The sequence below is a fragment of the Thalassoglobus neptunius genome (assembly GCF_007859735.1).
In the GTDB taxonomy this organism is placed as follows: Bacteria; Planctomycetota; Planctomycetia; order Planctomycetales; family Planctomycetaceae; genus Thalassoglobus; species Thalassoglobus neptunius.
Genome location: NZ_SIHI01000011.1, coordinates 13,776 through 36,694, shown reverse-complemented (window position 1 = coordinate 36,694; position 22,919 = coordinate 13,776). Strand labels below are relative to the sequence as shown.

16 protein-coding genes, 1 tRNA gene and 1 pseudogene are annotated in these 22,919 nt (G+C 51.4%); 6 read left to right on the top strand and 12 right to left on the bottom strand.

Annotated features, from left to right (window positions below; all coding sequences use genetic code 11):
• Positions 1-175: 175 nt before the first annotated feature.
• Positions 176-1,255: pseudogene (locus KOR42_RS27885) on the top strand (recombinase family protein); the annotation flags it as partial.
• A gap of 634 nt (positions 1,256-1,889) precedes the next feature.
• Here the strand turns inward: KOR42_RS27885 and KOR42_RS16025 are convergent.
• A tRNA-Asn gene (locus tag KOR42_RS16025) sits at positions 1,890-1,962 on the bottom strand.
• A 1,085-nt stretch (positions 1,963-3,047) separates the two neighbouring features.
• Between KOR42_RS16025 and KOR42_RS16020 the strand changes: the two genes are divergently transcribed.
• The gene (locus KOR42_RS16020; RefSeq protein WP_197441252.1) at positions 3,048-4,445 is read left to right on the top strand and encodes a MaoC/PaaZ C-terminal domain-containing protein; all 1,398 of its coding nucleotides are present in this window, start codon (positions 3,048-3,050) and stop codon (positions 4,443-4,445) included.
• 39 nt (positions 4,446-4,484) lie between these two features.
• On the opposite strand, the gene KOR42_RS16015 is transcribed toward KOR42_RS16020, so the two are convergent.
• The 10 genes from KOR42_RS16015 to KOR42_RS15970 all read right to left on the bottom strand — a co-directional run bounded on the left by KOR42_RS16015 (position 4,485) and on the right by KOR42_RS15970 (position 15,755).
• A complete protein-coding gene (locus tag KOR42_RS16015; protein ID WP_146510855.1) occupies positions 4,485-5,933 on the bottom strand; it encodes a sulfatase-like hydrolase/transferase in 1,449 nt (482 codons plus the stop codon).
• Positions 5,934-6,383: 450 nt separating this feature from the next.
• A complete protein-coding gene (locus tag KOR42_RS16010; RefSeq protein ID WP_146510854.1) occupies positions 6,384-7,517 on the bottom strand; it encodes a hypothetical protein in 1,134 nt (377 codons plus the stop codon).
• On the bottom strand, positions 7,514-8,293 hold the full coding sequence (locus tag KOR42_RS16005; protein ID WP_146510853.1) for a DUF2334 domain-containing protein: 780 nt from the start codon (positions 8,291-8,293) through the stop codon (positions 7,514-7,516). The genes KOR42_RS16010 and KOR42_RS16005 overlap by 4 nt, the downstream gene beginning before the upstream one ends.
• Positions 8,294-8,387: 94 nt before the next feature.
• Positions 8,388-10,094, bottom strand: coding sequence for an HAD-IIIC family phosphatase (locus KOR42_RS16000; protein ID WP_146510852.1), 1,707 nt, complete (start codon positions 10,092-10,094; stop codon positions 8,388-8,390).
• Positions 10,095-10,242: 148 nt separating this feature from the next.
• Positions 10,243-10,527, bottom strand: a complete 285-nt coding sequence (locus KOR42_RS15995; protein WP_146510851.1) for a hypothetical protein — start codon at positions 10,525-10,527, stop codon at positions 10,243-10,245.
• A gap of 615 nt (positions 10,528-11,142) precedes the next feature.
• Positions 11,143-12,546, bottom strand: a complete 1,404-nt coding sequence (locus KOR42_RS15990; RefSeq protein WP_197441251.1) for a response regulator — start codon at positions 12,544-12,546, stop codon at positions 11,143-11,145.
• Complete coding sequence (locus KOR42_RS15985) at positions 12,459-13,781, bottom strand: PAS domain-containing protein (RefSeq protein WP_146510849.1); 1,323 nt, start codon at positions 13,779-13,781, stop codon at positions 12,459-12,461. Before KOR42_RS15985 ends, KOR42_RS15990 begins: the two co-directional genes overlap by 88 nt.
• Positions 13,782-13,814: 33 nt before the next feature.
• The gene (locus KOR42_RS15980; protein ID WP_146510848.1) at positions 13,815-14,450 is read right to left on the bottom strand and encodes a response regulator transcription factor; all 636 of its coding nucleotides are present in this window, start codon (positions 14,448-14,450) and stop codon (positions 13,815-13,817) included.
• A gap of 343 nt (positions 14,451-14,793) precedes the next feature.
• Positions 14,794-15,084, bottom strand: a complete 291-nt coding sequence (locus tag KOR42_RS15975) for a PEP-CTERM sorting domain-containing protein (RefSeq protein ID WP_197441250.1) — start codon at positions 15,082-15,084, stop codon at positions 14,794-14,796.
• The gene (locus tag KOR42_RS15970) at positions 15,057-15,755 is read right to left on the bottom strand and encodes a hypothetical protein (RefSeq protein WP_146510846.1); all 699 of its coding nucleotides are present in this window, start codon (positions 15,753-15,755) and stop codon (positions 15,057-15,059) included. Before KOR42_RS15970 ends, KOR42_RS15975 begins: the two co-directional genes overlap by 28 nt.
• 586 nt (positions 15,756-16,341) lie before the next feature.
• Between KOR42_RS15970 and KOR42_RS15965 the strand changes: the two genes are divergently transcribed.
• The 3 genes from KOR42_RS15965 to KOR42_RS15955 all read left to right on the top strand — a co-directional run bounded on the left by KOR42_RS15965 (position 16,342) and on the right by KOR42_RS15955 (position 19,730).
• A complete protein-coding gene (locus KOR42_RS15965) occupies positions 16,342-17,304 on the top strand; it encodes a hypothetical protein (RefSeq protein WP_146510845.1) in 963 nt (320 codons plus the stop codon).
• Between the two features lie 328 nt (positions 17,305-17,632).
• Positions 17,633-18,190, top strand: coding sequence for a GlcG/HbpS family heme-binding protein (locus KOR42_RS15960; RefSeq protein ID WP_146510844.1), 558 nt, complete (start codon positions 17,633-17,635; stop codon positions 18,188-18,190).
• Positions 18,191-18,374: 184 nt separating this feature from the next.
• Positions 18,375-19,730 (top strand): NAD(P)/FAD-dependent oxidoreductase, encoded by a 1,356-nt coding sequence (locus KOR42_RS15955; RefSeq protein WP_146510843.1) that lies wholly within the window; start codon positions 18,375-18,377, stop codon positions 19,728-19,730.
• Between the two features lie 37 nt (positions 19,731-19,767).
• Here the strand turns inward: KOR42_RS15955 and KOR42_RS26730 are convergent, their stop codons facing one another.
• Entirely contained in the window at positions 19,768-19,944 is a 177-nt protein-coding gene (locus tag KOR42_RS26730) for a hypothetical protein (protein ID WP_197441249.1), read from the bottom strand.
• 97 nt (positions 19,945-20,041) lie between these two features.
• Here KOR42_RS26730 and mprF point away from each other — a divergent pair, with 97 nt between their 5' ends.
• A complete protein-coding gene (gene mprF, locus KOR42_RS15950) occupies positions 20,042-22,615 on the top strand; it encodes a bifunctional lysylphosphatidylglycerol flippase/synthetase MprF (RefSeq protein WP_146510842.1) in 2,574 nt (857 codons plus the stop codon).
• The last annotated feature ends 304 nt before the right edge of the window (positions 22,616-22,919 follow it).

Here is a 22,919-nt window from a genome sequence, read left to right as displayed (position 1 = left end):
TTGATGAGAATGAGAATCACCCACTCAGAAACATGGATGCGGAGCGAAGAGGCGTTGACCGTCAACATTTGATCGCAACGATTCTGGCAAGGATTGCGGACAGTGAATCACGCAATCAGAGCGATGCTGATACAATATAAGCAGACTGGATACGCAAGAAAAAGCGAGCATTGAAATGAGAAAGCAAGAACGAGAAAAATCAAAACGCCTGCGAATTGCCGGCTACGTGCGAGTTTCGTCCCAACGACAGGTAACAGAAGGGGATAGCCTCGCCGCTCAACAAAGCGAGATTGAAACGGAAGTCGAATTCCGCACACGTCGCGAAGGCTGGGATGTTGAGTCGCTGGAGTTTTACATCGACGCTGGACGTTCAGCGAAAAACCAAAACCGTCCGCAGCTTCAACGGCTCAAACGCGACATCGCTGCTGGTAAGGTCGATTTAGTGATCTGTTTCAAATTAGATCGAATTACTCGGAGTATGAAAGACTTCGTCGATCTGTGGTCTCTGTTTGATGATCATGATGTTGATGTCGTTTCGCTGCGCGAGAAATTCGATACATCAATGCCAACAGGCGAAGCGATGGTGCAACTCATCATGGTTTTTGCTCAGCTTGAACGAAAGATGACCGCTGAAAGAACCTACTCAATCATGCGTGACCGAGCGGAGAGGGGATTGTGGAATGGCGGACACGTTCTGGGCTACAGCGTGAGCGACGAAGAATCGGGAAAACTGAGTGTTGATGCGGAAGGTGCTGCGATCGTTCGCCAGATCTACGACAGCTATGAAGAATTAGGCTCGACGGGTGCTGTCTGCCGAATGCTGAGCGATCAGGGCGTTCGCTATCCGACATACAAGACTCGCACAGACAAGGTTCGTGGCGGAAATCTCTTCACGAAACAGAAGATTACCGGCCTTCTTCGAAACACTGTTTACATCGGGCAGGTAAGTTGGGGAGGCGTCGTGAAAGACGACTGCCATCCAGCGATCATCACCAAGTTGCAATTCGATCGCGTCCAACAACAATTGGAAAAGAACACCAAACGTCGCAACAACGTGCGAAAGCCGAAGGGGCGACAGTACCTACTGTCGGGATTGTTACGTTGTGCCTGTGGTTCTCACATGGTCGGAAATTGCGCTCATGGTCGAAAGCGGGTTCACTATTACTACCAATGTACTCGCCAGTCGCATGAAGCCGGAAAATACTCCTGCGACTCACCAAGAATTCCCGCTGAGGCTTTGGAAGAGGCTTTGATCGGGCGAATTCGTGAAATTGGAAGTGCAATTGAAGACCGTCAAAAGATCGCGGACCGGGCCATTGCCTGCCTCAATGGTGAAGCTGTCAAACTGAAACAGCAGGAAGATGTTCTCCGACGCCAAATTCAGAGAACGAAGGCCGACATCAGCCGACTCGTCGAAGTGTTAAAGAGCATGGGGGCAAAGGCTCTGAAAAGCGTCCAAGGCGAGCTGACCAAGCTCGAACAGGAAGAAATCGCTCTCGAAAGGCAACTCCTGAAGCTCGAAAAACAGCAGGCACCGGTCGAGCGTGTCAGCGAAGACGCAAAAGCGTTTCTGCAGACATGGGCCGATGTTGGCCCAATTTTGGATGCAGCGACCCGCGAGGAGCAACTCCAACTACTCCGTCACTACATCGAAGTCGTGGAATTGAAGGCTGACGACCCAAAAGGCAAATCGGGCACCTACGCCATGCGATTGTTCCCGGAAGTCTGCTCAGATCGTGGATTCGACTTTCAGGAGGAGGGGATTGAGGCAGTTCCGAACGATCCACCAACGCAAAACGGCGTCGATCCCGAAAATGGAACCGACGCCGTTGATTCTGCTGAGACCGAGTTAACCGAAACCGGTTTGGTTCGGATAGTCGACCAGAAAGCTCCCCGAGTAGGACTCGAACCTACAACCTACGGATTAACAGTCCGGCGCTCTACCAATTGAGCTATCGGGGAAGACGCGGGAACTTTAGATAAAGAGTGAGTGTCCTGCAAGCCAACTTTGGAGATCTGGGGGCGAAGAATTTTTGGAGACCTCTTCAGACTGAGTTGGAAGGAGTCTTCGAACCTGCAGGCTAACCGACCCAACAATTGGAATTCTCCACAACACCATTGAAAACAAACACTTACGGAATATCGATGCATCGAATCTGGGACTATTTCGGGCTGGGAAGTTGCCAGCTTCTTTGGTGTTCTTGTGTCGTGCAGGAAGGGAATTTGGAGAGGAGTGATTGGAAAAGTTTTGATCATTTGCGGATTTGCTGATCCAATGGGCGAAAGAGAAGCCGCTCGAGTCTGACAGCACGGGACGACTCGAATCGCGATTGGTCGGTGTTGAGGCTTGTTGGGTCGCTTGTGGGCTGTGAGGAGCGAGATCTGGGTGGGTCCGACGATCCTTGCTCGTGGTGAGGTTTGCACCCGGTTGCGGTCAAGTTTCTCAGCGATGCTGAATCGCCGTAGTGATTCTCAATTCGGGCTCCCTGAGGGAAAACTGTCGATTGTTTCGGGGAATCTTTCTCTGATGTTTGCGACATTGGGAATCTGGTCGGGAATCTGTGTTTCGAATTTCGGCAAGGACGCCAGGACAATTGCACAGCCTGCACAACTGGCTTCAGCTGATTGACAATTGCGAGGATTTTCAGCTCGAAACTGTCCGGTTTTGGTTGAGTGAAGTAAGCTCCCACAAGTTGCGAAGCGATTTTTTCGTCGCACGTCTGAACCACTGATTGCCGCGAATGCTTGATTGCCCCGAATGCGACTTCCTCATGATGATTATCATCGACAGGCATGAGTCGCTTCCCCCATTTCGGTGCATTCATGGTGATCGAATAACATCTACTAGTGTGAGCGGAAAGAGACAACGTCACGGCATTTTGAGATCACTTTTCGAGTCCGGTTCATTCTGTAGACAATGGATAGCGGATCGCGAAGTTGCGAGGCAGCAATTCAGACGCGACGAGATCGACTCCAAGTTCGCAAGTCACGACAGCACAAATCGATTTGGAATGTGAATCGGAATGAATGAGACTCGAGTTTTCACAATGGATCACCAATTGGAGTTCGCTTCGCTTTCCGGTGATCACAATCCACTTCACGTAGATCCCGTAGCAAGTCGCCGGTTGCTGTTTGGCGGTCCTGTCGTTCATGGAATTCACTCGGTCCTTTGGGTGCTGGACCGAGCGATGCAGGAAGAGTCATCTGAGTGTGAAATCACTCGCGTAAGAGCGATGTTCCACAAACCTCTTTTGGTCGGCGATGAAGTCGTTGCAACTATTGAGAGAAGTTCTGATTCGATTCAGGCGGAGCTGGTGAGCAATGGCGCTGTTGCACTCACATTGAAGGCCGAGACAGGAAATCGTCGCGATCAGAATTCTTGTTCCCCGAAGAATGAGATCCCGGAGAGAGCAGTCCCGACAGAACTCGACGATGAGAAAATCGCGACAACATCGGGGGTTATGAATCTGTACCTGCAAGATGAATTGGCTCGCAAACTCTTTCCAAAGCTGGCGACGCTAATTCCAGCTCAACAACTTTCAACAGTGTCGACATGTTCGAGGCTTGTGGGAGGCGAATGCCCGGGGATGCATTCCGTCTTCGCAGAACTGCAACTGACGTTTGATCGAGAGCCTGAAGCCCCGCTTCTGAAGTATTCTGTGAAACGGTACAACGGTGCTATCGGAATGGTGTCGATGGAGCTGGAAGGCCCCGGATGCCATGGAGACATTCGAGCGTTTCGGCGGCCATCACCGAAGCAGCAACCTTCGATTTCCGAAATTGCCAAACTGGTTTCGAAAGATGAGTTCGCCAACCAGCGTGCGCTCGTAATCGGGGGATCGCGCGGGATGGGGGAAATTGCGGTTAAGATGCTGGCTGCCGGAGGGGCTGATGTCTCCTTTACCTACAACATGGGCAAAGAGGATGCTGTCCGAATTTGCAACGACGTGGAGAGCGCAGGCGCCCGGGTGCGAAGATTCCAATACAACGTTCTTTCAGAATCGTATCAGCCCGATGATCCCCAAGACGCAAACTACCGAGCCTCACACATTTATTACTTCGCGACTCCCTTCGTATTCGGAGGGAATAAAGGGGTTTTCGTCAACGAGTTGTTCGACAAGTTCTGTCGCTTTTACGTCAATGGTTTTGTCAATGCTCTTGAACAGTTTCGAGAGCCTGAGCAATGTGCAGTCTTATACCCATCGACTGTGGCCATCGATGAACTGCCGGTCAATATGGGTGAGTATGTCGCTGCGAAAACGGCTGGCGAGGCTCTTGTCAGTTTTCTAAAGAAGTCTGACCGAACTCTCAGCGTGCACTGCCCTCGCCTGCCGCGAGTCGCCACTGACCAGACAGTGAGTCTGGTTCCTGTTAAGAATGGAGATCCGGTTGAAATCCTCTTAAAGGAAATTCGTGCTCTTCAAGCCCTCGATTCCAGCAACTGACGCTCGTTCGCGTACTGGATTGTGAGAAGCAGTGAATCATCACCAGCCACCAGGTTGACTGGTGGCATTTTCTTGAGTTTCATCGTACCAGGATCTCAGCTGGATGAGCATTTGCTCAACCCGCTCTGGATATTCGCGACTCAGGTCATTGGATTCTCCCGGGTCATTCTTCAGGTGATAGAGTTCCGGTTTCGGGTTCTCGAATGAGCCCGGACTGGCCTTGGGGTGTTTGACAACGAGTTTCCAGTCTCCCGATCTCATCGCTTCACTTCGACTCCCGGAATTGGAGAGAGACGCCCAGAACAACGGACGAGGCGGAAGGCTTCCCTGCTCGGTGATCACTTTCCGAAAGCTGACACCGTCGAAGGAGGTGTCGACGTCAACATCGGCGATATCGAGCAAGGTGGGAGCGACGTCAATGCTGATGATAGGAACGTCCGATGATGTTCCAGCCGGAACTTTTCCTGGCCACCATGCAATCGCCGGGACTTTATGTCCACCCTCATAGACGGAACCTTTGCGTTCTCGAAAGTCGTCGGTGTCTGGAAAATCCCCTGCGGGACCGTTGTCGGAGAAGAACAGGACGAACGTCTTCTCAGCGATTCCCAGCTCCAACAGTGTTTGTCTCAGTTGTCCGATTCCATCGTCGAGCGCAAGAGTCATCCCCTTAAATTTCTCGACTCGTTCTTCCGGTGTATGGTCTTGCCACTTCCAGCTGTTCCAACCATCTGTTGTTCGTCGAACTGGATCACCAGGGACTTGTACAGGGTTATGGATTGCTTCGTGAGCCACATAAAGGCAAAACGTCTTCTCGGAATTGGCATATTTGCGGATAAAGCGATCGGCGTAGTCGTTAATTAAATGCGTTGTATAGCCCTCTTCTTGAGTTTCAACTTGATTGTGCCACCAGTCATGCTGATAGTGATCCCCGACGTGACTCACGAAGTCGATATTTTCGCTATGATATCCAACGAACTCATCAAATCCGTGATTCTGCGGGTGATAGTCCTTCGAATTCTGGGGATATCCCTGATGCCACTTTCCAATGATTCCCGTGATATAACCTGATTCCTTAAGAAGCTCGGCGAATGTGGTTTCGCTCTGTTGCAGCCCTTTGCGATGTTCAGGGTGATTGTCATCGGGATGAATGACAGCTTCGATCCCCGTTCGTTGCTGATAGAGTCCTGTCAAAAGCCCAGCCCGGGTTGGAGAGCAAACCGTTCCAGACGAATGAAAGTCAACCAACCGCATTCCTTCGGCTGCCAGACGATCAATTTCTGGAGTCTCGAACAGTGGGTTGCCGAAGCAGCTCACTCCTTCATAGCCCATGTCGTCAGCCATAACGATGACGAAGTTCGGACGTGATGGTTGAGCGAATCCGACCTGAATCAAGATCGTGAAATTCGCAAAGAGAATCAGGAACAACCTGAGTGAATTCCCCATCATTTGTGCTGATTCACGGAAGCCGAGTCTTTTCGCAATTGGCATCAGATTCCCGCCTTGAACATTGAACGCTTATGTTGGTGTTCGCCTGTGAAGACAACTCAACTGGGGGGGCTCCGAATCATGCAGGCTGCAGCCACTCATGCGCGTTGCGTCCATCGAAGCAGAGGTTCGTTGAATTGGATTCACTAATGCACGGTATCGTCGAGTTCCGAGCATTGCCACTAAACGAGGCAATGTCGACCCTCAGCACTCGTTGGCTGGCTTTGTGTCAGTCCCCCCACAAGAACCACGATTAGCAAGAATCGGCACGCATCGTGTACTCGAGAGTTCTTCACCCAGAATGGCTTTGTGAACAGCGAGACAATGAAATCATGAACGAGAGTTAATCGAAAATAACATTTAACGCTTACACTCAATCATTCAGAACAGAAGATGAGCGAATTAATTCCCGACGTACTATCACCTTACCGCTGACGTGTACTTCCGGTTCAATTAAAGCCCTAGAGGTCCGTCACCGTCGATGAGTGTCAGGTGCGTCTCAGGGCCCCATTCCTTGATGGGGCTTCCTACTGACTTTACAAGCTTCGGAGAAACATACAGCAGACGCCGGTCAGCGATTGAGAGAAACCCACATGCTTCGCAAGCGGCAATCCAGTCACGGTGAGTCAGGTTTCCCACAATGACATCAGCCCCCTGCTTCCGAAGATGCTCCCGTGCCTGTTCAACGACTGTTGCCTCCCATCCAGGAAGCGAAAGAAAGTCGACCAGCGATCCAACTTTCAGGTTCCCGAACCGCTTGTCATCTTCTAACTGTTGTAACCTTACAGCGATCCAGCCAACAGTTTTCCCGTTTTCATTTTCTGCAAGGCGAAGGATTGTAACGTTCGGCCAGTCTCCGGTCGGCATTAACTGATTGAGTGAGACAGCACTTCGGTCAGCAATCACTTGATAATTATTGCGTACTTCCGCCCAGAGTTCATCTGCCCATTCTGCGAATTTTGGTTCGGTCGTCACCTGAAAACCGCGCTTGCGTTGGTATTGCCCTCGAATTCTCCACGCAAGCTGCGCGAGTTTCGCTCCGACAAATCCCGCTCCGGTGAAAGCAAGGAGATCGCAGACCGCTCGCTTCACACGACTTGTCCGCAGGAAGGCATTCTGTCGAAGGAAACGGAAGGGATGAACAATATCGAGAACGACCGGTGTTCCGAACGCTTCCCACCGAAGACGGTCGAGAAGTTCCTTCAAACTTGCACTGACTCCCCAGGCGACGAGACGCGGCTCCCGACGTTCCAACTCCCGCATCATCAGGAAGCCGAGCATGTTGTACTTGTTGTCGACAATGCCTTCGCTAACCGGCCCCTGCCAGGAAGCGAGCATCGTTTCTTCACCGTTAACAATAAACTTCTGAGGCTTCAGACAGAACGCCCCACGAACTTCTTCCCCATTTTCCACAGCGACATAAAGTTCTCTCCAGACATGGTCAGCACCGTCTCCGGTTTTCGCCAGCCATGATGGGGTTGGGTCTTCGTAGAACTCCCAAGTGCTTCCTCCGTCTTTCAACCGCTTGTTGAACCGCTGCACGTAAGGAACATGTTCCTGGGAGTATTCGCAGTACTTGAAGCTCATGATTTCGGTACCAAATCATTCATCGAATGGAAGGACACATCTTCCATTTGCTGGAGTTGATCGAGGAATCGATTTAAGAAATCGAAGTCTTTTTCAGTGACCCAAGCTGGGTGGTGCAACATCACTCCGACGTCATTGACGCGGCTTCGGGCATTCGAAACCTGTTCGAGGAGTGCCTCCAGCTTCTCGACTCGATGACTTCCATCGTCCGCAAAAACAGAAACGGAGAGTTCGTAGAGACCGCAATCGCTTCTTGTTTCTCCGTGACGCGAGATCCCCCGCGACTGAAGCGAAGAGAAACCGAGAAGCTTTCCGACACGATAAATCGTTTCGTTTTTTGTGTTCGGATAATACGACGCAGAGAGAGTTTCAAAACCGGTGGCTTTGAGTGCTTTTAGAGTGTTGCGATCGTACTTATGTTGTGGCGGAGTGAAGATTGAGCCGTCGAAGGAACTTCCGAACCGTTCTTCCAGGATTTGCCGACCGGTTTGAATATCGCGCAGCTGATCTTCATAGGGTCTTCCGCCCGCGAACTCACTCCAGGAATGCTTACCCTTCAGGAGTTGCGAGTGCTTCAATCCATGCTGGTTAAGACGGATCAAGTTAGAATTTGAGCGTTGTTTTTCGACTATAAAGTTAACACCGGCATCCGTAAGAAACTCCGGGACGACCTGATAATTAACAGGCAGTTCTCTTTCGAGAAAGAGACTCACGAACCGTTCGAGCGGCTCAGTAAGATCACCAACGTCATCATCTCTGAAGAAAATGCGAGTCATAGGAGTTAGGAATTCTTTTTCATCATCTTCAGATTGAGAAGCTGAACTGACGGTCACATTGCGGACCGTCAAAACGGCTTTAAGTCTGTCCGATTTACTTCCCCGGGATCGTTTCCGTCGCCTCTAGAATCTTCAGTTCGATCGCCTCGTGTTGCGGATAGGGATTGGAACAGTCCCAGGCAAAGGTCTCGTTCTCAAGTTCTTCGAATCCTGACTGACGCCAGAATTTGAGGCACGGAGCGTTCTTCGCTGTCGGCTGATAGCGAGCCTTGATTTTCTTCACTCCATTCTGGCTGGCGAATCCCACGACGTGATGAACCATCGTCTCTTCAACGCGTCGCCCCATGACCCGGCAACTCAAAATGAAATCGACGATTTCCGCAGTCTCTCCGTCGATTTCGCAACTTGCGATTCCGGTCAGCCCGGCATCCCCGAATTTATCAGCGACCCGAAATCCCCAAAGGCCACGATTGGGTGCAGACGCCCATTCGACCAGTTCGCTTTCCGACATCCGGCGTGTCGAGAGATTCATCTGATTCGTTTTGTTTAACAGCTGTCCAATCCGCTGCTGATTTGCTTCCTGCAGCGGTTCGATTTGAACACTCATTTCGAGGCTGTGAAGCCATTCATCCATCGAGCCAACATCGTCCGCCTGCTGCTGAGCGGCGCGGCGTTCTCTTTCAAGCTGATACATTTCAGCACGTTTCCGATCCTCTTCACTGAGGGTCGGCGTATCGAAACAATCGAGCTGAGCCAATGTTTGAGGATAGAGCATTTTATCTTTCGGCATATCGACGACTAAAACCTCAGGGAGAGCTTCCGCGACACGGGCTCTCTCCACGGGGTTGTCATCGAGGAAGACTGCCGAGTTGATTCCGAGATTCAGCTCTTTCATCAGGTCGGCAATGTTTTGAGCTTTGTCCGTCCAGTTGATTCGCCAGCCCGCAAAATCTGCTTTGCGGAGGACCATTTCCGGATGACTCTCGATCGCTTCGAGAGCAATTTCTTCCGTGTTTTTACTGACGATGGCGAGAATGACTCCTCTTCTCGTCAATGCTTTCAATTGTTTTTGAAAGTCGACAAGAGCTTCGCCAATGGGATCGTGCCCTCCGAGGCGTAGATTCTCCCAGCCGACTTCGCCAACGATTCCCCCCCAGAGAGTATCGTCCAAATCACAGATCACGACTTTCCTCGCGAGTCCCTTCATCCCGCGGAGTGCAGCTTTGACGTCTTTAACAGCAGCTTTGAACACATCTTTCGAAAATGGCACTTTCGCGAGGTACCACATTTTTGGATCGTAAGCGCCACTTGCGGACAGCCAGGGGCTTGAATCGAGCAGAAAGATTCCGGGATGACTTCCGAGGCGTTCCGCCAGCCGCTGATTCATACTCGCCAGCAGCGACCGGATTCCCAGGTTCTGTCGGAAATCGAGCATTCCATAGCCGCGGCTTCGATCCGGCAGACTCCACGTTGTCACGAGCATCGTCTGAACCCGTGAACTTGCTGCTTCGATCTCATCACAGAACTTGTCAACTTCCCGAAGTGCTTCCGCGTGATCAACGGACTCCATCAACTTCGCGCGGACGAAAACCTGGCTGACACTTTCCGGATGCGTCCAGACAATGGCAGCTGTCTTGTCTTCCCAGGCAGGATGACCTGAATTAACCAGGACTGACGAGACCTGACCGAAACCGCCAGTCTTCGCGCTCACAGCTGGGGATTCGACGTCATTGGACATCAGACCTGCCATCATCTCGGCATTGAAGTCGGAAAGAATCAGGACGTGTTCGGAATTACTCATAGGACCAAGTCATTGAAGGTGATTGATTCTGATTCGCGAAGATTGTTCGTGCGAGTTGGCAAAGTTCAAATCGAAAAGTGTTCGCGAACCATTCCAGCTCATTTGCCGTCCGCGTGGCAGGCCGTCACGTCACCGATTGGGAAGTGTCTCAAGTACGTTCGGAAATAAAACCTGCAATGTCTCCGATGGTGGTCAGTTCGACATCAGCTTCGGTCAATTCTTCAGCGAGATTCGGACATCCGCCGGTTTTTGCTTCCACTTCACGTTCAATCGCAACCAGCAACGTCACGAAACCTAATGAGTCGATCTTTGCCTCTTCCCCGGTCACTTTCTCCGATTCCTGGGGTTCCAGACGAGACTCCGCAGGGAGCATTTCGTTGGTTTCGTTGATGGCAGTGTAGATGCATTCAAGGATCGTTGTCCGATCAGCCATGGGGATTCCTCAGTTTCTTTTGCACTCGGCATTGTTGACCGAGCGTTCGCAATTCCTTCAGGAGAGAACGATCTCTAAACCTTCAGCGACTAAGGCTCGAAAGTTGGATTATCACGATCTCAACAGAAATGCGTTTTGTTTCGATGAATCGGTCTCTTATTCGACGTTGATTCCGTAGATCCCGGCAGTTCAGCCGCAATAAATTGGTGACAAATTATTGCATCGAAGTCCGTTTTCGATCTGCGCAACGGTGGCGATCGTTTGAGACCAAAACGCATTTGGAACGTAGTTCTGCAAAGTCGCGATTGCAAGCAATTTCTGAATCGATCCAGCGGGGTTTCTGGCTCCCGAAGCCAACAACTCCAGCATACCGAGTGACCGGCATCACCGGCATCCATTCAATCGGCGAACTCGACGTTTTTCGTCTGTTTGAGGGAGGTCTCGCTGGCAGTCAACGTCGAGACAAACGCCCCAGATGCGCTCACCCCCCTTCTCTGACAAATTGCCCACAGCGCATGGGTTGGGAAAAGAATCGTTTCTCAACTCTCGGATCACTGCTTATTGATCTCATTCAACCAAAAGTTCAGCGAACTTTCACTGTCCTTCAGATACGCATCACGTACCGATCACTTCAGGATGACTGATGTTCTGTTCGCTCGGCGTCGGAGAAGAGGAATCCTCTGATTCCCCGTCAAGAGTTGTGAAGATGGTGTGAAGCAGAGATGTACTCGTAAATGGCTTTGTGAGGATGGGAACGTTTGCCGATGCGGCTTCCGAACTCTCCAGAATGTCACCGAAACCGGTCATGAGAATCACCTGAACACCCGGAACGATTTCTCGAACCTGTTCTGCAACTTCGAATCCGGACATCCCGGGCATCATGATGTCTGACAATACGAGATCGAACTCTTCCGGCGCCTCTTTGAAAGCGGTCAGTGCGTCTCTTCCTTCTGCAAAGGCGGTCACGCGAAAACCGTGGACTTCAAGAATTCGAGTCAACAGTCGTCTGAGGACGCTGTCATCTTCAACGACCAGAATACGTTCGGTACTCTTCCGCTTGGGAGCAACATTTTTCTGGAGAGAGGACGGAGCAATTCCATCGGATTGTCTTGGAAGGTAAATCGAAAACCGTGTGCCTGCTCCGACCTGACTCTCGAGACGAATCAGCCCTCGAGCGCGATTCACGATCCCGTGAACGGTCATTAACCCGATCCCGGTCCCCTGCTCTTCCTTCTTCGTTGTAAAGAACGGTTCGAAGACTTGTGACTTCGTGCGGGCATCCATCCCGCAACCGTTGTCTTCAAACTGAATGAGCAGATACTCACCCGGATAGGCTCCTTTGTGGTCGCGGACATCTCGTGGAGAGAGCCGGACGTTGGAGGTGGCAATGGAGATTGTTCCCTTTCCCTCCATCGCGTCACGGGCATTTGCCGTCAGATTGATCAGGATTTGCTCAAATTCGACAGGGTCCAGAAGGATCGGATAGACGTAGTCGCCAAGTTTCGTGTCGAACTCCACTTGTCTGCCGGCGATCATCTGAAGCATTCCAGACAGTCTGCGGATCTGTTCACTCGCATGAATAACTTTCGGGTCGCTTCCACACTTTCGACTGAACGACAGAATCCGCTTGGTCAAAACTCCTGCGCGATCGACAGCCTCTGAGACTTCACCGATCATTGAACTTTCCGCCGAGTCTTCCGGAAGCAATGACCGAACGAGATCGCAATTGCCCATCATGACCGTCAACAGGTTATTGAAGTCGTGGGCGATCTCTCCCGCAATCAACCCGAGTGCCTGCATCTTGGCGGATTGTCGTTGGGAATCTTTATTCGCTTTCGCAGAAGCTGCATTCAGATCACGAGCAAGAACGCACCGGACAACATCGGAAATCACCTTGCAAATTCCGAGCACCAACTCGCGTTTTCGGGGACTCAGAGCCCCACGAAGAATGAGGATCGAATGAACGCGCTCGTCATGCTGGATCGGAACAACGACTTCACTGACACGCGACAGGCGCACCTCGGAAGTTCCGCTTGTCTCCTGTTTCGAAACCCCAAACGACTGATCCGTTGACGCGATGGCTCTTCGCTGGATTGCTTGGCGAACAGCGTCTGAAAAGTCATCAATCGGCCGGACCGTTGCTTGCCCGCCCATCCCTTCAAAGGACTGATTCCATCGAGCCACAAACTCAAGTGCCCCGTTGACCAGACACTTCCCTCATCAAACTGCAACGATGTGCATAAACATCGCAGAACTTCTGGCCAACACTCGGCCAAAGTTCCGGACTCTGCGAGGATCGAACAGATTTCTTCCTGACACTTTTGCCCTCGAAGCGAAAGGTCGAGGGAAGATCGATCATTGGCAATGAGGGTCAAAGAGACGACTTCGTCGGAGGCAGAAAGGACCGGACACATCGTGACGTCCATGCTCCAACTCTCTCCGCTGGGCGAATTCCACTTCACGCATCGTTGAACGGGAAGTCGATTCTCCGAACACTGTCGCGACATCTCACGAAAGTCACCGGCCCCGATTTCTGCGACCGGTCTTCCCTGAACGTCTGCGTTCCTGATCCCGAACACATTCTCTGAAGCCCGATTACACTCGAGAACAATGCCTTCCGGCGAACATGTCACCACAGGCACCGGCGACGTGACGACCAGCGCTGAGTGAACTCGAGCGCTAAAATGGCTCGACACCCGCTGATTGACCATTTGGCGTGCGAGAGAAAAGGAGTCAGCAAATCGCTGAAGCACTTCTCGATTCGGCCGATCTTTCTTTCCTTGAGGATCGATGATCACAAGCTGAGTCTTCGGAAGGTCTCGTTCCGTCAACGAGTCCTGTTTGCGGGACGATAGAAGACCTGCCGTTCGCTCACTCCGGGCATTGATCGCAAACAGATACGGTTCCAACTGTCCGGGGATGCGGGTTTCAATCGAATATCGGAAGTCGCTTGAGCCAGCCGCAACTGCTGTCAGGTTTGGCGTCAAAGCATCCCATGATGGAGATTTGTGGATGATCTTCCATCTCTTCGTTTCCTGATCGAAATCCCAAACCGCTGCAGCGACTCCACCAAATTCGACATCCAGTCTTCGCAACACATCCGCTTCGAATGCGTCGAAGTCTTGCGTCGTCAGAGCCAGCGACACGATTCGTTGCAAGAGTGTGTCGTAGCGAGATCGAAGAATGGCGACGTCTTCCGATGCCCCGCCCAGTGATGACCAGTTTTCCATAATGATTGCAATCGATAGCGTCACTTCCGGAACTGAAAAACTCCTTCCGATGTGACGTCAGACTCCAGTACTTTCAGCCTGAAGGATCCGGTGTTCAGTCACCGCTCTGACGAGTTCAGCGACCCAATGAAATCGCATCTTCTGCATCATGTTTCGGCGGTGCACTTCGATGGTTTTCGTAGACACGTCCAATTTGTAAGCCATCTGTTTGTTGGCCATTCCTGAAACGACACCTTCGAGAACTTCTTTCTCACGGGACGTCAATGATTCAATCGCGCGTCCAATTTCCAAAGATCTTTCACTCGATTCCCGGCTTCGTTCATCGAGTTCGATCGCTTTGAGAACACTTTCAATCAGGAACTGTGGAAGAAAAGGCTTCTCAATCATGTCGACGGCGTGAGACTTCATCGCTCGTACCGCGAGCGGAACATCGGCATGTCCGGTAATCAGAATGCACGGAAGACAGATCCCGAGGGAGTTCGGCGACTCCAAAAGTTCGAGACCATTCATTCCCGGCATCTTAAAGTCGGAAATGAGGCAGCCCGGCTGTCCATCGTATTCAGAAACAAACTCATCAGCGGAGGCGAACACTCGAGAGTTCAACTTTACGGATTTAACGATATTAACGATTAAACCGCGCATTTGATGATCATCATCAACGATATATACAGTCGGGGTTGGTTGTACCGGCACAGAAACACTCCTCAAATTGACTTACGAAGGTCATCTCTTGGAAAAATACGCCACAACTGGTTCTCTGCAACTTCCTTCAATCCATTTGATCCTGAACGCCTCGACTGACATTTCGATTCAGGTCAAACGAATTCTTCCGCATAACCGGAATGTGAAGCTTTTCGAATCAAAAAGGAAAGGCAGTTAACCTTCCTGTGTAACAAGAAGGAAAACTGCCTTTTTTCAAGTGGAGAGTCACTCATCAAAGCCTGAGTTGAAACAGCCTTCTCAACGTCAGAGGAGGGGAACATTGACTTGATGAACTGTTCCGTTCAGGCGATTGCACCGATGAGAACAACTCAAATTAAGAACGCTTGGCTCGTCGGCGAATGTTGTAGCCTGCACAGCTGCACAATCCACAAGCGAGAAGTGCCATGGAACCTGGTTCTGGAACAGGTTGAGCACTGGCCTGCATCGAAGCTTCTGAGTGGGAGATGATCACTTCCCCGTTCAAGAGTCCCGCTCCAAGAGCACCGATGCTCACGCCGACGTCGTTAAACCGCAGAGCCAGAGCGTTAACACTGATTCCAGCTTCTGTGGACATGTCGCCAGTGACAATCTGTTCATTCAGAATGACATCGATCGATCCCTGCATTCCAACCAATCCAGCAACCGATGCATCGATTGTGAGGATCGGTGTGTTCGCCATTGGTGAAGACTCCAGGAGGAAGTCCACGCCGAGAACTGTGAGGAGTGCCTGATTTCCCGAAACACCATGGGTTCCTGTAATGGTGGTCGTTCCTGTCGCGACAAGAGCACCACTATCGCCAGCAACGGTCGCAGTCGATGAATCTGCGTTGCATCAAGAGAAACAACTGACTGAAGGACGATTCCGAGAAGGCTGGAGTTCAGAAGTGAGACGTCATTGACGGTCGCACTCGCTGAGGTGGTCTTGCTTCCAGGAGTTCCGTCGACGTTCGACTGAGCATTCACATCCAGAACACCCGTATTAAAGTCGATCAGATCCACGGGTCCCAAACCGAGGAGACTGATCGAACCATTCGCATTCACAGAGGCGAGACTCTGAGCATCATTGTAACTTGCAGGAGCGTTTCCAGACACAACTGGAATCGGTCCAACACCAGCAGAAACGATCGAATCCAATGGCGTCAGTGAGAGGCCAATTCCGAGGTCAACATTTGCTCCATAGGCTGAGCTATCCGCGCTGATGATTTCAGCCTGGGCAACGCCCGCTGAACCAATCGCCACAGACGAAACCACAGCTGCAACCAGAAGACGAACTCGATACCGCAAACCAGTTTTCATCGTAGACACCTTAGTAAAGAGAGTGAGAGAACGAGACTGCCGAGTCACCGTTTTGATCAGCGGTTGTACAACTCTTGGTAACTCGACTTTCGATTCACAGACTATCCGGCGCACTCACCCCTGTCTTTTAGGGTTTGTCCTAATCTGAGCGGCCTTCCGACAAGTTCTTCCGATTCACGACCCGTCCCGTCAGCACGAGAAATTTGAATGTGAATCGTCCTCAACATGAACAATCTGCAAGAGACGAATGAGGCAATATCGGAAGTCTGAATGTGCTGTCGTTTTAGACCGCAAAGACGAACTGGCCGGCCATTCTCTTACAGAAGAGACAGCTTATTTCAGTTGATTCAGCCCGACCTCAGACTGAATTCATTTGCAAATACGAGTTGATGGAAACCAACACGAGAGACGATCCGAAATCTGCGAAGAGGACGAATCTCATCTCTTGCCAACGAGAAATACCGCGAAATTTCCTTGTCTCGAAGAGAATTTCAAAAAATTGCCGGCTGCGGTGTCACAGCTGCTTTGCCCGCCTGTACTGGTGGTGTCTCCACAACACTCACCACCTACAAACGGGATTCAAATCATGTGCTTTTCACTCCACAACAACCTGTTCAGTTTCTTTTCAAACCGCATTCTCGTCGCTGTCCTGATCGTCAGCGTCTCGCTCACCAGCTTCCAGCCAATCTTCGCAGCAACCAATGGTTCGACTGCTGCGGAATACGAAGCCTGGGGACTCGAAGCTCCAAGCAATTCAGGCGGTCGTTCAACACAGCCTGCTCAGACCACGCCTTCCAATCCACCTTCGAACTCCGACCGGTTTTCCGCTCATTCACCTAACAATCCAGATGTCCCCACTGAGCTTGCTGACCGAATCTCCCAGTCAATGGTCCAGGTCATCGCGGTTGATGCTGAAGACAACAAATTCGCGACGGCCGGATGGGTTGTCGACTTCGAACGCGGCATCGTCATGACGAATCGGTTTATCCTCGAAGGGGCAAAAACCGTTGTCATCATCTTCCCGGGGACGACAGGTGAAGACGTTCAAGGAAGCGTCGCGAGAGTTTTGAATTACTCGACGGATATGGATGTCGCCTACGTGCAGTCCATCAATCCTCTCCCAAACAGCCTCAGAGGTCTCGGAGGATCATCGCCTGCTCCCGTGGCTCAGCCTCAACAGCAGTACCCACAACAGCAAACTCAGCAGCAGCAGCAATCACAACAAGTTTCGTACGTTCCAGAACCCGGAAGTGCATTTACACCAATCGTCGGAACCTGGTCACTGCAGGACAACTTGAACGGATATCAAATCCACATGGTCGTCCACTTCACTGCTCAGGGAGAGTACGGAATGCAGACAACAATCATTGACCAGTACGGTCAGCAGTCCAAGGAAATCGAACGAGGAGCGTATGTCGCGAACAGCAGCGGACTGCTCGTCATGGAAACGAACGAAGGAATTCAGGAGCTTCCATTCTGGTTTGAAAACGGTTGCCTCTGTGTGAATCTTCAAGACCAGGGTTTGACACTCTACTTCAACAAGAACTAATCGACTTCGAAAACCGAACTCCGTCGAAATCGAAACTCCAACCATCGACGCTGGGACTCATGTGAGTCCCAGCGTTTCTTCGTTTTGTAGAGGACAATCGAACTCCTCGTGTGCAATCTGTTCGTCGGCTTGTCTGCGACAACAAACAGTTGAAGACGACACGCTTCGCGACCGTCAACTTCTTTCCCTCAGGGTTGCAATCCTGTTTCGCGTTCGATCGAATTTCGCTGGCGACTGTGCCATTCACAGGCGCAGCGACAAGTGGTCATCAAGCCGTCAATTGACCAGTCTTCCCCAGGCGTTTTCCTTTAAGCTCACAAGGATCTTCATGTCCCGGACACGTTGCACAGTCTCTTCTGGTCTTGTCTCCGCTTGCCTTCTGTTTCAGGCAACTCTTCTGATCGCCGATGACAATCCATCGAAGGAAAGGACATCGCCGATGGTTCAGCGGCAACGGATCGGACTCACGCTTTCCGGAGCGGAACATATTGTTTCCCGTGCCAGAACGAAGGCAGAGGAAATGAACTTAAAAGTGAATATCAGTGTCGTCGACGAAGGAGGACACTTGATCGCGTTCGCTCGAATGGATGGAACCCGACCAGCCAGCGTCTATACCTCAATGACCAAAGCAACGGCAGCAGCCACAATGCGAACAGCAACAGGCCCGCTCCCTCCGGGCAAAGAAGTCAACACACATCTCAGCCTGGCCGTGGAAAGAGCAGGATCCGCAAGCGGAGGAAAACTGACGACTCTCTACGGCGGAGTCCCCATTGTGGTCGAAGGTCAGGTGATTGGAGCTGTTGGAGTTGGAGGAGCCACCGGCGAAAAGGACGCGGAAATCGCTTCCGCAGGCATTCAATCCTTCATGAAGAAGCTTGCCGAGTAGAGAAGTCTGCTGTTTCCAGGATTAAACTGACTCTCTTTCTGAATTAAGTTTCTATATTGTCAGAAACGAGCCATTAACCGTTTGAGCGTTTTCGAACTGAAATCCAATCCTGTGCTGTGAGTTTGATTCCGAGTGGCTCCGCTCCGAGCATTGACTCACAACATTTTGAGCAAGAACCGTTGAAATGAATCATCAGTCAGAACGCTCATTCCCTCGTGTCGTCGTGATTGGAGGCGGGTTCGGTGGTGTTCAAGTCGCCAAACGCCTGAAAAGATCGCCGGTCCAAGTTACTCTTCTCGACCGGCGAAACTTCCATCTGTTTCAACCACTCCTCTATCAAGTTGCCACCGGCGGACTCGCCACTTCGAACATCGCGACACCGCTCCGCTATATGTTTCGAAAACAGAAAAACTGCGAAGTCCTGCTGGCCGATGTCACCGGTTTCGATCTCCAACGGAAGGTCGTCATTCTTCGAGATGGTGAACTTCCGTACGATCAACTCGTTGTGGCCGCGGGCGCCACGCATAGCTACTTCGGACACGAAGAATGGTCGGAACTGGCGCCCGGACTCAAAACCATCGAAGATGCCGCAGAAATTCGGCGGCGAATCTTTATGTCTTTTGAGCGCGCCGAACGAGAATCGGATCTCGAACGACGATCCGAACTCATGACGTTCGTGATCGTTGGCGGAGGCCCAACCGGAGTCGAGTTAGCAGGAGCACTTGCGGAAATTGCCCATCACACTCTGAGGAATGACTTTCACCATATTGACCCTAAAGAGGCTCGAATCGTTCTGGTTGAAGCTGCCCCTCATATTCTGGCACACATGCCTGAACAATTGAGTCATCGCGCAGCTGAAAAAGTTCGCTCTCTCGGAATTGAAATCCGAACTCAAACGAAAGTCACCGAAATTCTTCCGGATCGCGTAACGCTCCATTCAGCTGAGAAAACCGAAGTTCTCAAAACTCGCACGGTTCTCTGGGGTGCTGGTGTCAAAGCCAATCCACTCGGAAAACTTCTGGCCGAAGCAGCAGGACTGGAATGTGATCGTGCTGGCCGAATTCCTGTCGAACCGAACCTTTCCATCTCGGGTCATCCGGAATTATTCGTGATTGGCGACATCGCCAGTTGCGCTGGCGAAGACGGGCATCCTCTTCCAGGATTGGCTCCAGTCGCCATGCAACAGGGACAATTTGTCGCGAAACGGATCGATTCCATCGCTCGCAACAAGAAGCATGACCACGTGTTTCACTACCGAGATCGCGGAAGTATGGCGACACTCGGGCGCTCAGTCGCTGTCGCGAAAATCGGGAAACGCGAATACTGCGGATTCTTTGCCTGGTTGATGTGGCTGCTCGTCCATCTCATGCAGATTGTTCAGTTTGAAAACAGAATGCTTGTACTGATGCAATGGATCTGGAACTACTTCACATTCAATCGGTCAGCCAGACTAATCACCGAATCGCCTTCCTCCAATGATTCCCATCCCGGAGAACCGAATACCACTCCAGAGAGTACCGCTTCGCCCAGCGACTCTTGATGCGACAAAAACCCGTCCTTCGACCGCAGATCCGAGATCAATCTTTTTCAAAAGCATGGTCATGTTGCGGCCCCCATTGACACGCGTCAGAATAGCGTTTCAAACTGTCTTCACTGCCGAAGACGGAAGCTGAAAACAACACGATTTCTTGGGACTTCAGGTCGATTTTAAAGAGTTTTTCAACGAGTTGTTGCAAACTTTCACGAACGACCATTCAATCAACTTGCTCCGTAGTTTTTCTGATCAAGACAGAGCGATGAAAGCAAGCGTTCGGAAATCAACTCACTACGCGACGAAACAGGATTTTGGCCTTGAGACATCGACTCCAACAACTGGCGCCTCTCATTGCCACACTGGTCTTTATTGGCGCAGCCGCTCTGCTCTGGCATCAACTTCGAGGGTACAACTGGGCTGATATCCGCGGGAGTCTGCAATCCATTCCGACCTGGAAGATTGCACTGTGCATTGGCCTGACGACAGCGAATTACATCGTTCTGATTGGATACGACTGGCTCGCCCTTAGTTCCATCCATCATCCGCTTCCGTTTCGACAAGTTGCGTTTGCCTCATTCACTGGATTTGTTGCGACATACAACTTCGGAGCCACACTCGGAGGTTTGCCGGTCCGGTATCGCGTTTATTCGTCGCTGGGATTGTCTTCGATCGAGGTGATGCAAGTCGCATTCATGTTGGGGCTGACGTTCGGAATCGGGGAAATCGCGACGGCAGGATTGAGCTTTGTCATCGACCCAATTGTCATTCCAGAACAATTGAATCTCCCGTTTCACGCTGTGAAGGGTTTAGGTTGGACGCTGATCGCAATCACTGCGGGATATCTGTTGTTGACCGCCTTCATTCACAAACCTCTTCGAATTCGAGGCCATGACGTCCGTCTTCCAAAGTTCGGAGTCACTCTGGCACAAATCGGCGTTTCCGTGGCCGATCTCGTTCTTGCTGCAGGCTGCCTGTATTCCTTGATGCCTGCAGATTTCTCGATGAACTTCCCCCAATTGCTGGGGGCCTATTTGCTGGCCATTATCGCAGTCATGCTCACTCATGTTCCCGGTGGAGTGGGAGTCTTCGAACTGGTGATTCTCACGCTGACCGGATCAACAAACAAAGAAGACGTTGTCGCCGCTTTGCTGATTTTTCGAGTCATCTACTACCTACTTCCCCTGCTCGTGGCGACTCTTCTGATCGCGGTCATGAGCCTGGTCAGGCAGCTGAGCAAAGTCCAACCGATCGTTCGCGGCAGTGGAAGAATTGTGACTTCCATCGCACCGACAATACTCGCAATGGCAACATTCCTTGCGGGAATTGTGTTACTGATTTCCGGAGCGATCCCTTCTGTTTCATCAAATATGAAACTGCTGGAGAATTTTGTCGGCCTCCACGTCGTGGAAGTTTCGCATTTCGTTGGAAGTCTGGCTGGTGGCGCTCTGATTCTGGTCGCTCGTGGCCTTCAACGACGACTCGACACCGCCTGGTGGGGTGCCGTCTGCCTGTTGACGATCGGCATCTTCACTTCTCTGTTAAAAGGGATCGACTATCAGGAGGCAATTGTTCTGCTCCTCGTTCTCCTTTCCCTTGTCTCCTGCCGAAACCGCTTCAATCGTCCGGGAAGATTGCTGCATGAACGATTTTCGTTCGGCTGGTTCAGCACAATTACAATCTCCGTTTTGAGTTGTTTGTGGCTGGGAGTCTTCATCTATAAAAACGGAAACATCCAAAGTGACCGCTGGTGGGAATTCGCGATTCATGGCGACGCCCCACGATTTCTGCGCTCGTGCGTCGGCGTCGCAGCACTTCTGGTGCTGTGGACGATCGGTCGAATTTGCTCACCTTCGAAAGTGGGAAAGTCCGGCCTTCCAACCGAATCCGATCTCCAAACGGCTTCGGAAATCATCGCGAAATCGACTCGAACGAGTGCCAATCTGGCACTTCTCGGCGACAAGCGATTCCTGTTCAGCGATGCTCAGGACGCCTTCTTGATGTACGCAGTTGAGAACCGTTCCTGGATTTCCATGGGCAACCCCGTTGGCCCTCCGGAAAGATGGCCGGAACTCATCTGGAGATTTCGCGAGTTGTGCGACTCTCACAATGGACGCCCGGTCTTTTATCAAGTCGGTGCCGATTCGTTGCCGCTGTATGTCGACCACGGGCTGACGTTTCTGAAGCTCGGAGAGGAAGGACGAGTCAGCGCCCGAGAATTCTCGTTAAGTGGTCACCACTTCCAGAATATGCGTTCGACACGAAATCGAATTCTCAAAGCCGAATGTCAATTCGAAGTGATTCCCAAAGAACGCGTGGCTGACTATTTGCCTCGTCTGAAAGAAGTTTCCGACGCCTGGTTGGCGGAGAAACATGCTGCCGAAAAAGGGTTCTCGCTCGGATTCTTTGATGCGGAATATTTACAGCGATTCCCCTGTGCTGTGGTCAAACAGAACGAAAAGGTTCTCGCCTTCGCCAATCTTTGGCTTGGTGCGAACAACGAAGAATTCTCAGTCGATCTCATGCGTCACGACCCATCTGGCCCCTCCGGATTGATGGACTTCCTGTTCCTCGAACTCATCTTCTGGGGACAGCAGCAGGGCTATGAGTGGTTCAGCATGGGAATGGCCCCATTGTCAGGAATCGAAGATCGCCCGTATGCCCCGATGTGGAACAAAGCTGTCGGAGTGCTGTATCGAAACGGGGATCATTATTACAACTTTCAAGGACTGCGTTCCTACAAAGATAAGTTTCGCCCGGTGTGGGAACCGCGATATCTGGCCACTCCCGGCGGGATCGCCCTCCCGCAAGTTCTCTCTGACCTCGTCCGCTTGATTGGACGCGAGAAGAAACCGGGAGAATCGCCCCAAACCACGAAAATGCTGGATGAGTGATTCCTCTGCGATGGTTCGACCATCGTCTTCAAGAGAGCGACTGCAGGAATTTGCATCGGGAACTGTGTCAAATCGGATATCGACTCCATAAGTCATGCGAAAAGACGCTCGATTCGCGGGTTTCATCCTAAGAATCGAATTCACGCGGGTCCCGTAACGCTGCAGAAATGATCTAGACCGAGTGCAATTTGACCGATATGATCAAAGAGCTTGAGCGCACGTGCGCTCTCCTTCTCGACACTCTTGAGTCGTCCTTGATGCTCCAATATTTCCTGACCGTCATGACAATCTTTTCGATTGCGTT

Excerpts from the sequence above, each read along its gene's own strand:
- KOR42_RS15970 (WP_146510846.1), bottom strand. The coding sequence starts at position 15,755 with ATGAAAACTGGTTTGCGGTATCGAGTTCGTCTTCTGGTTGCAGCTGTG.
- KOR42_RS15975 (WP_197441250.1), bottom strand. The coding sequence starts at position 15,084 with ATGCAGGGATCGATCGATGTCATTCTGAATGAACAGATTGTCACTGGC.
- KOR42_RS16010 (WP_146510854.1), bottom strand. The coding sequence starts at position 7,517 with ATGAGCTTCAAGTACTGCGAATACTCCCAGGAACATGTTCCTTACGTG.
- KOR42_RS15955 (WP_146510843.1), top strand. The coding sequence starts at position 18,375 with ATGAATCATCAGTCAGAACGCTCATTCCCTCGTGTCGTCGTGATTGGA.
- KOR42_RS16015 (WP_146510855.1), bottom strand. The coding sequence starts at position 5,933 with ATGCCAATTGCGAAAAGACTCGGCTTCCGTGAATCAGCACAAATGATG.
- KOR42_RS16005 (WP_146510853.1), bottom strand. The coding sequence starts at position 8,293 with ATGACTCGCATTTTCTTCAGAGATGATGACGTTGGTGATCTTACTGAG.
- KOR42_RS15995 (WP_146510851.1), bottom strand. The coding sequence starts at position 10,527 with ATGGCTGATCGGACAACGATCCTTGAATGCATCTACACTGCCATCAAC.
- KOR42_RS15960 (WP_146510844.1), top strand. The coding sequence starts at position 17,633 with ATGTCCCGGACACGTTGCACAGTCTCTTCTGGTCTTGTCTCCGCTTGC.
- KOR42_RS15965 (WP_146510845.1), top strand. The coding sequence starts at position 16,342 with ATGTGCTTTTCACTCCACAACAACCTGTTCAGTTTCTTTTCAAACCGC.
- KOR42_RS16020 (WP_197441252.1), top strand. The coding sequence starts at position 3,048 with ATGGATCACCAATTGGAGTTCGCTTCGCTTTCCGGTGATCACAATCCA.
- KOR42_RS16000 (WP_146510852.1), bottom strand. The coding sequence starts at position 10,094 with ATGAGTAATTCCGAACACGTCCTGATTCTTTCCGACTTCAATGCCGAG.
- KOR42_RS26730 (WP_197441249.1), bottom strand. The coding sequence starts at position 19,944 with ATGGTCGTTCGTGAAAGTTTGCAACAACTCGTTGAAAAACTCTTTAAA.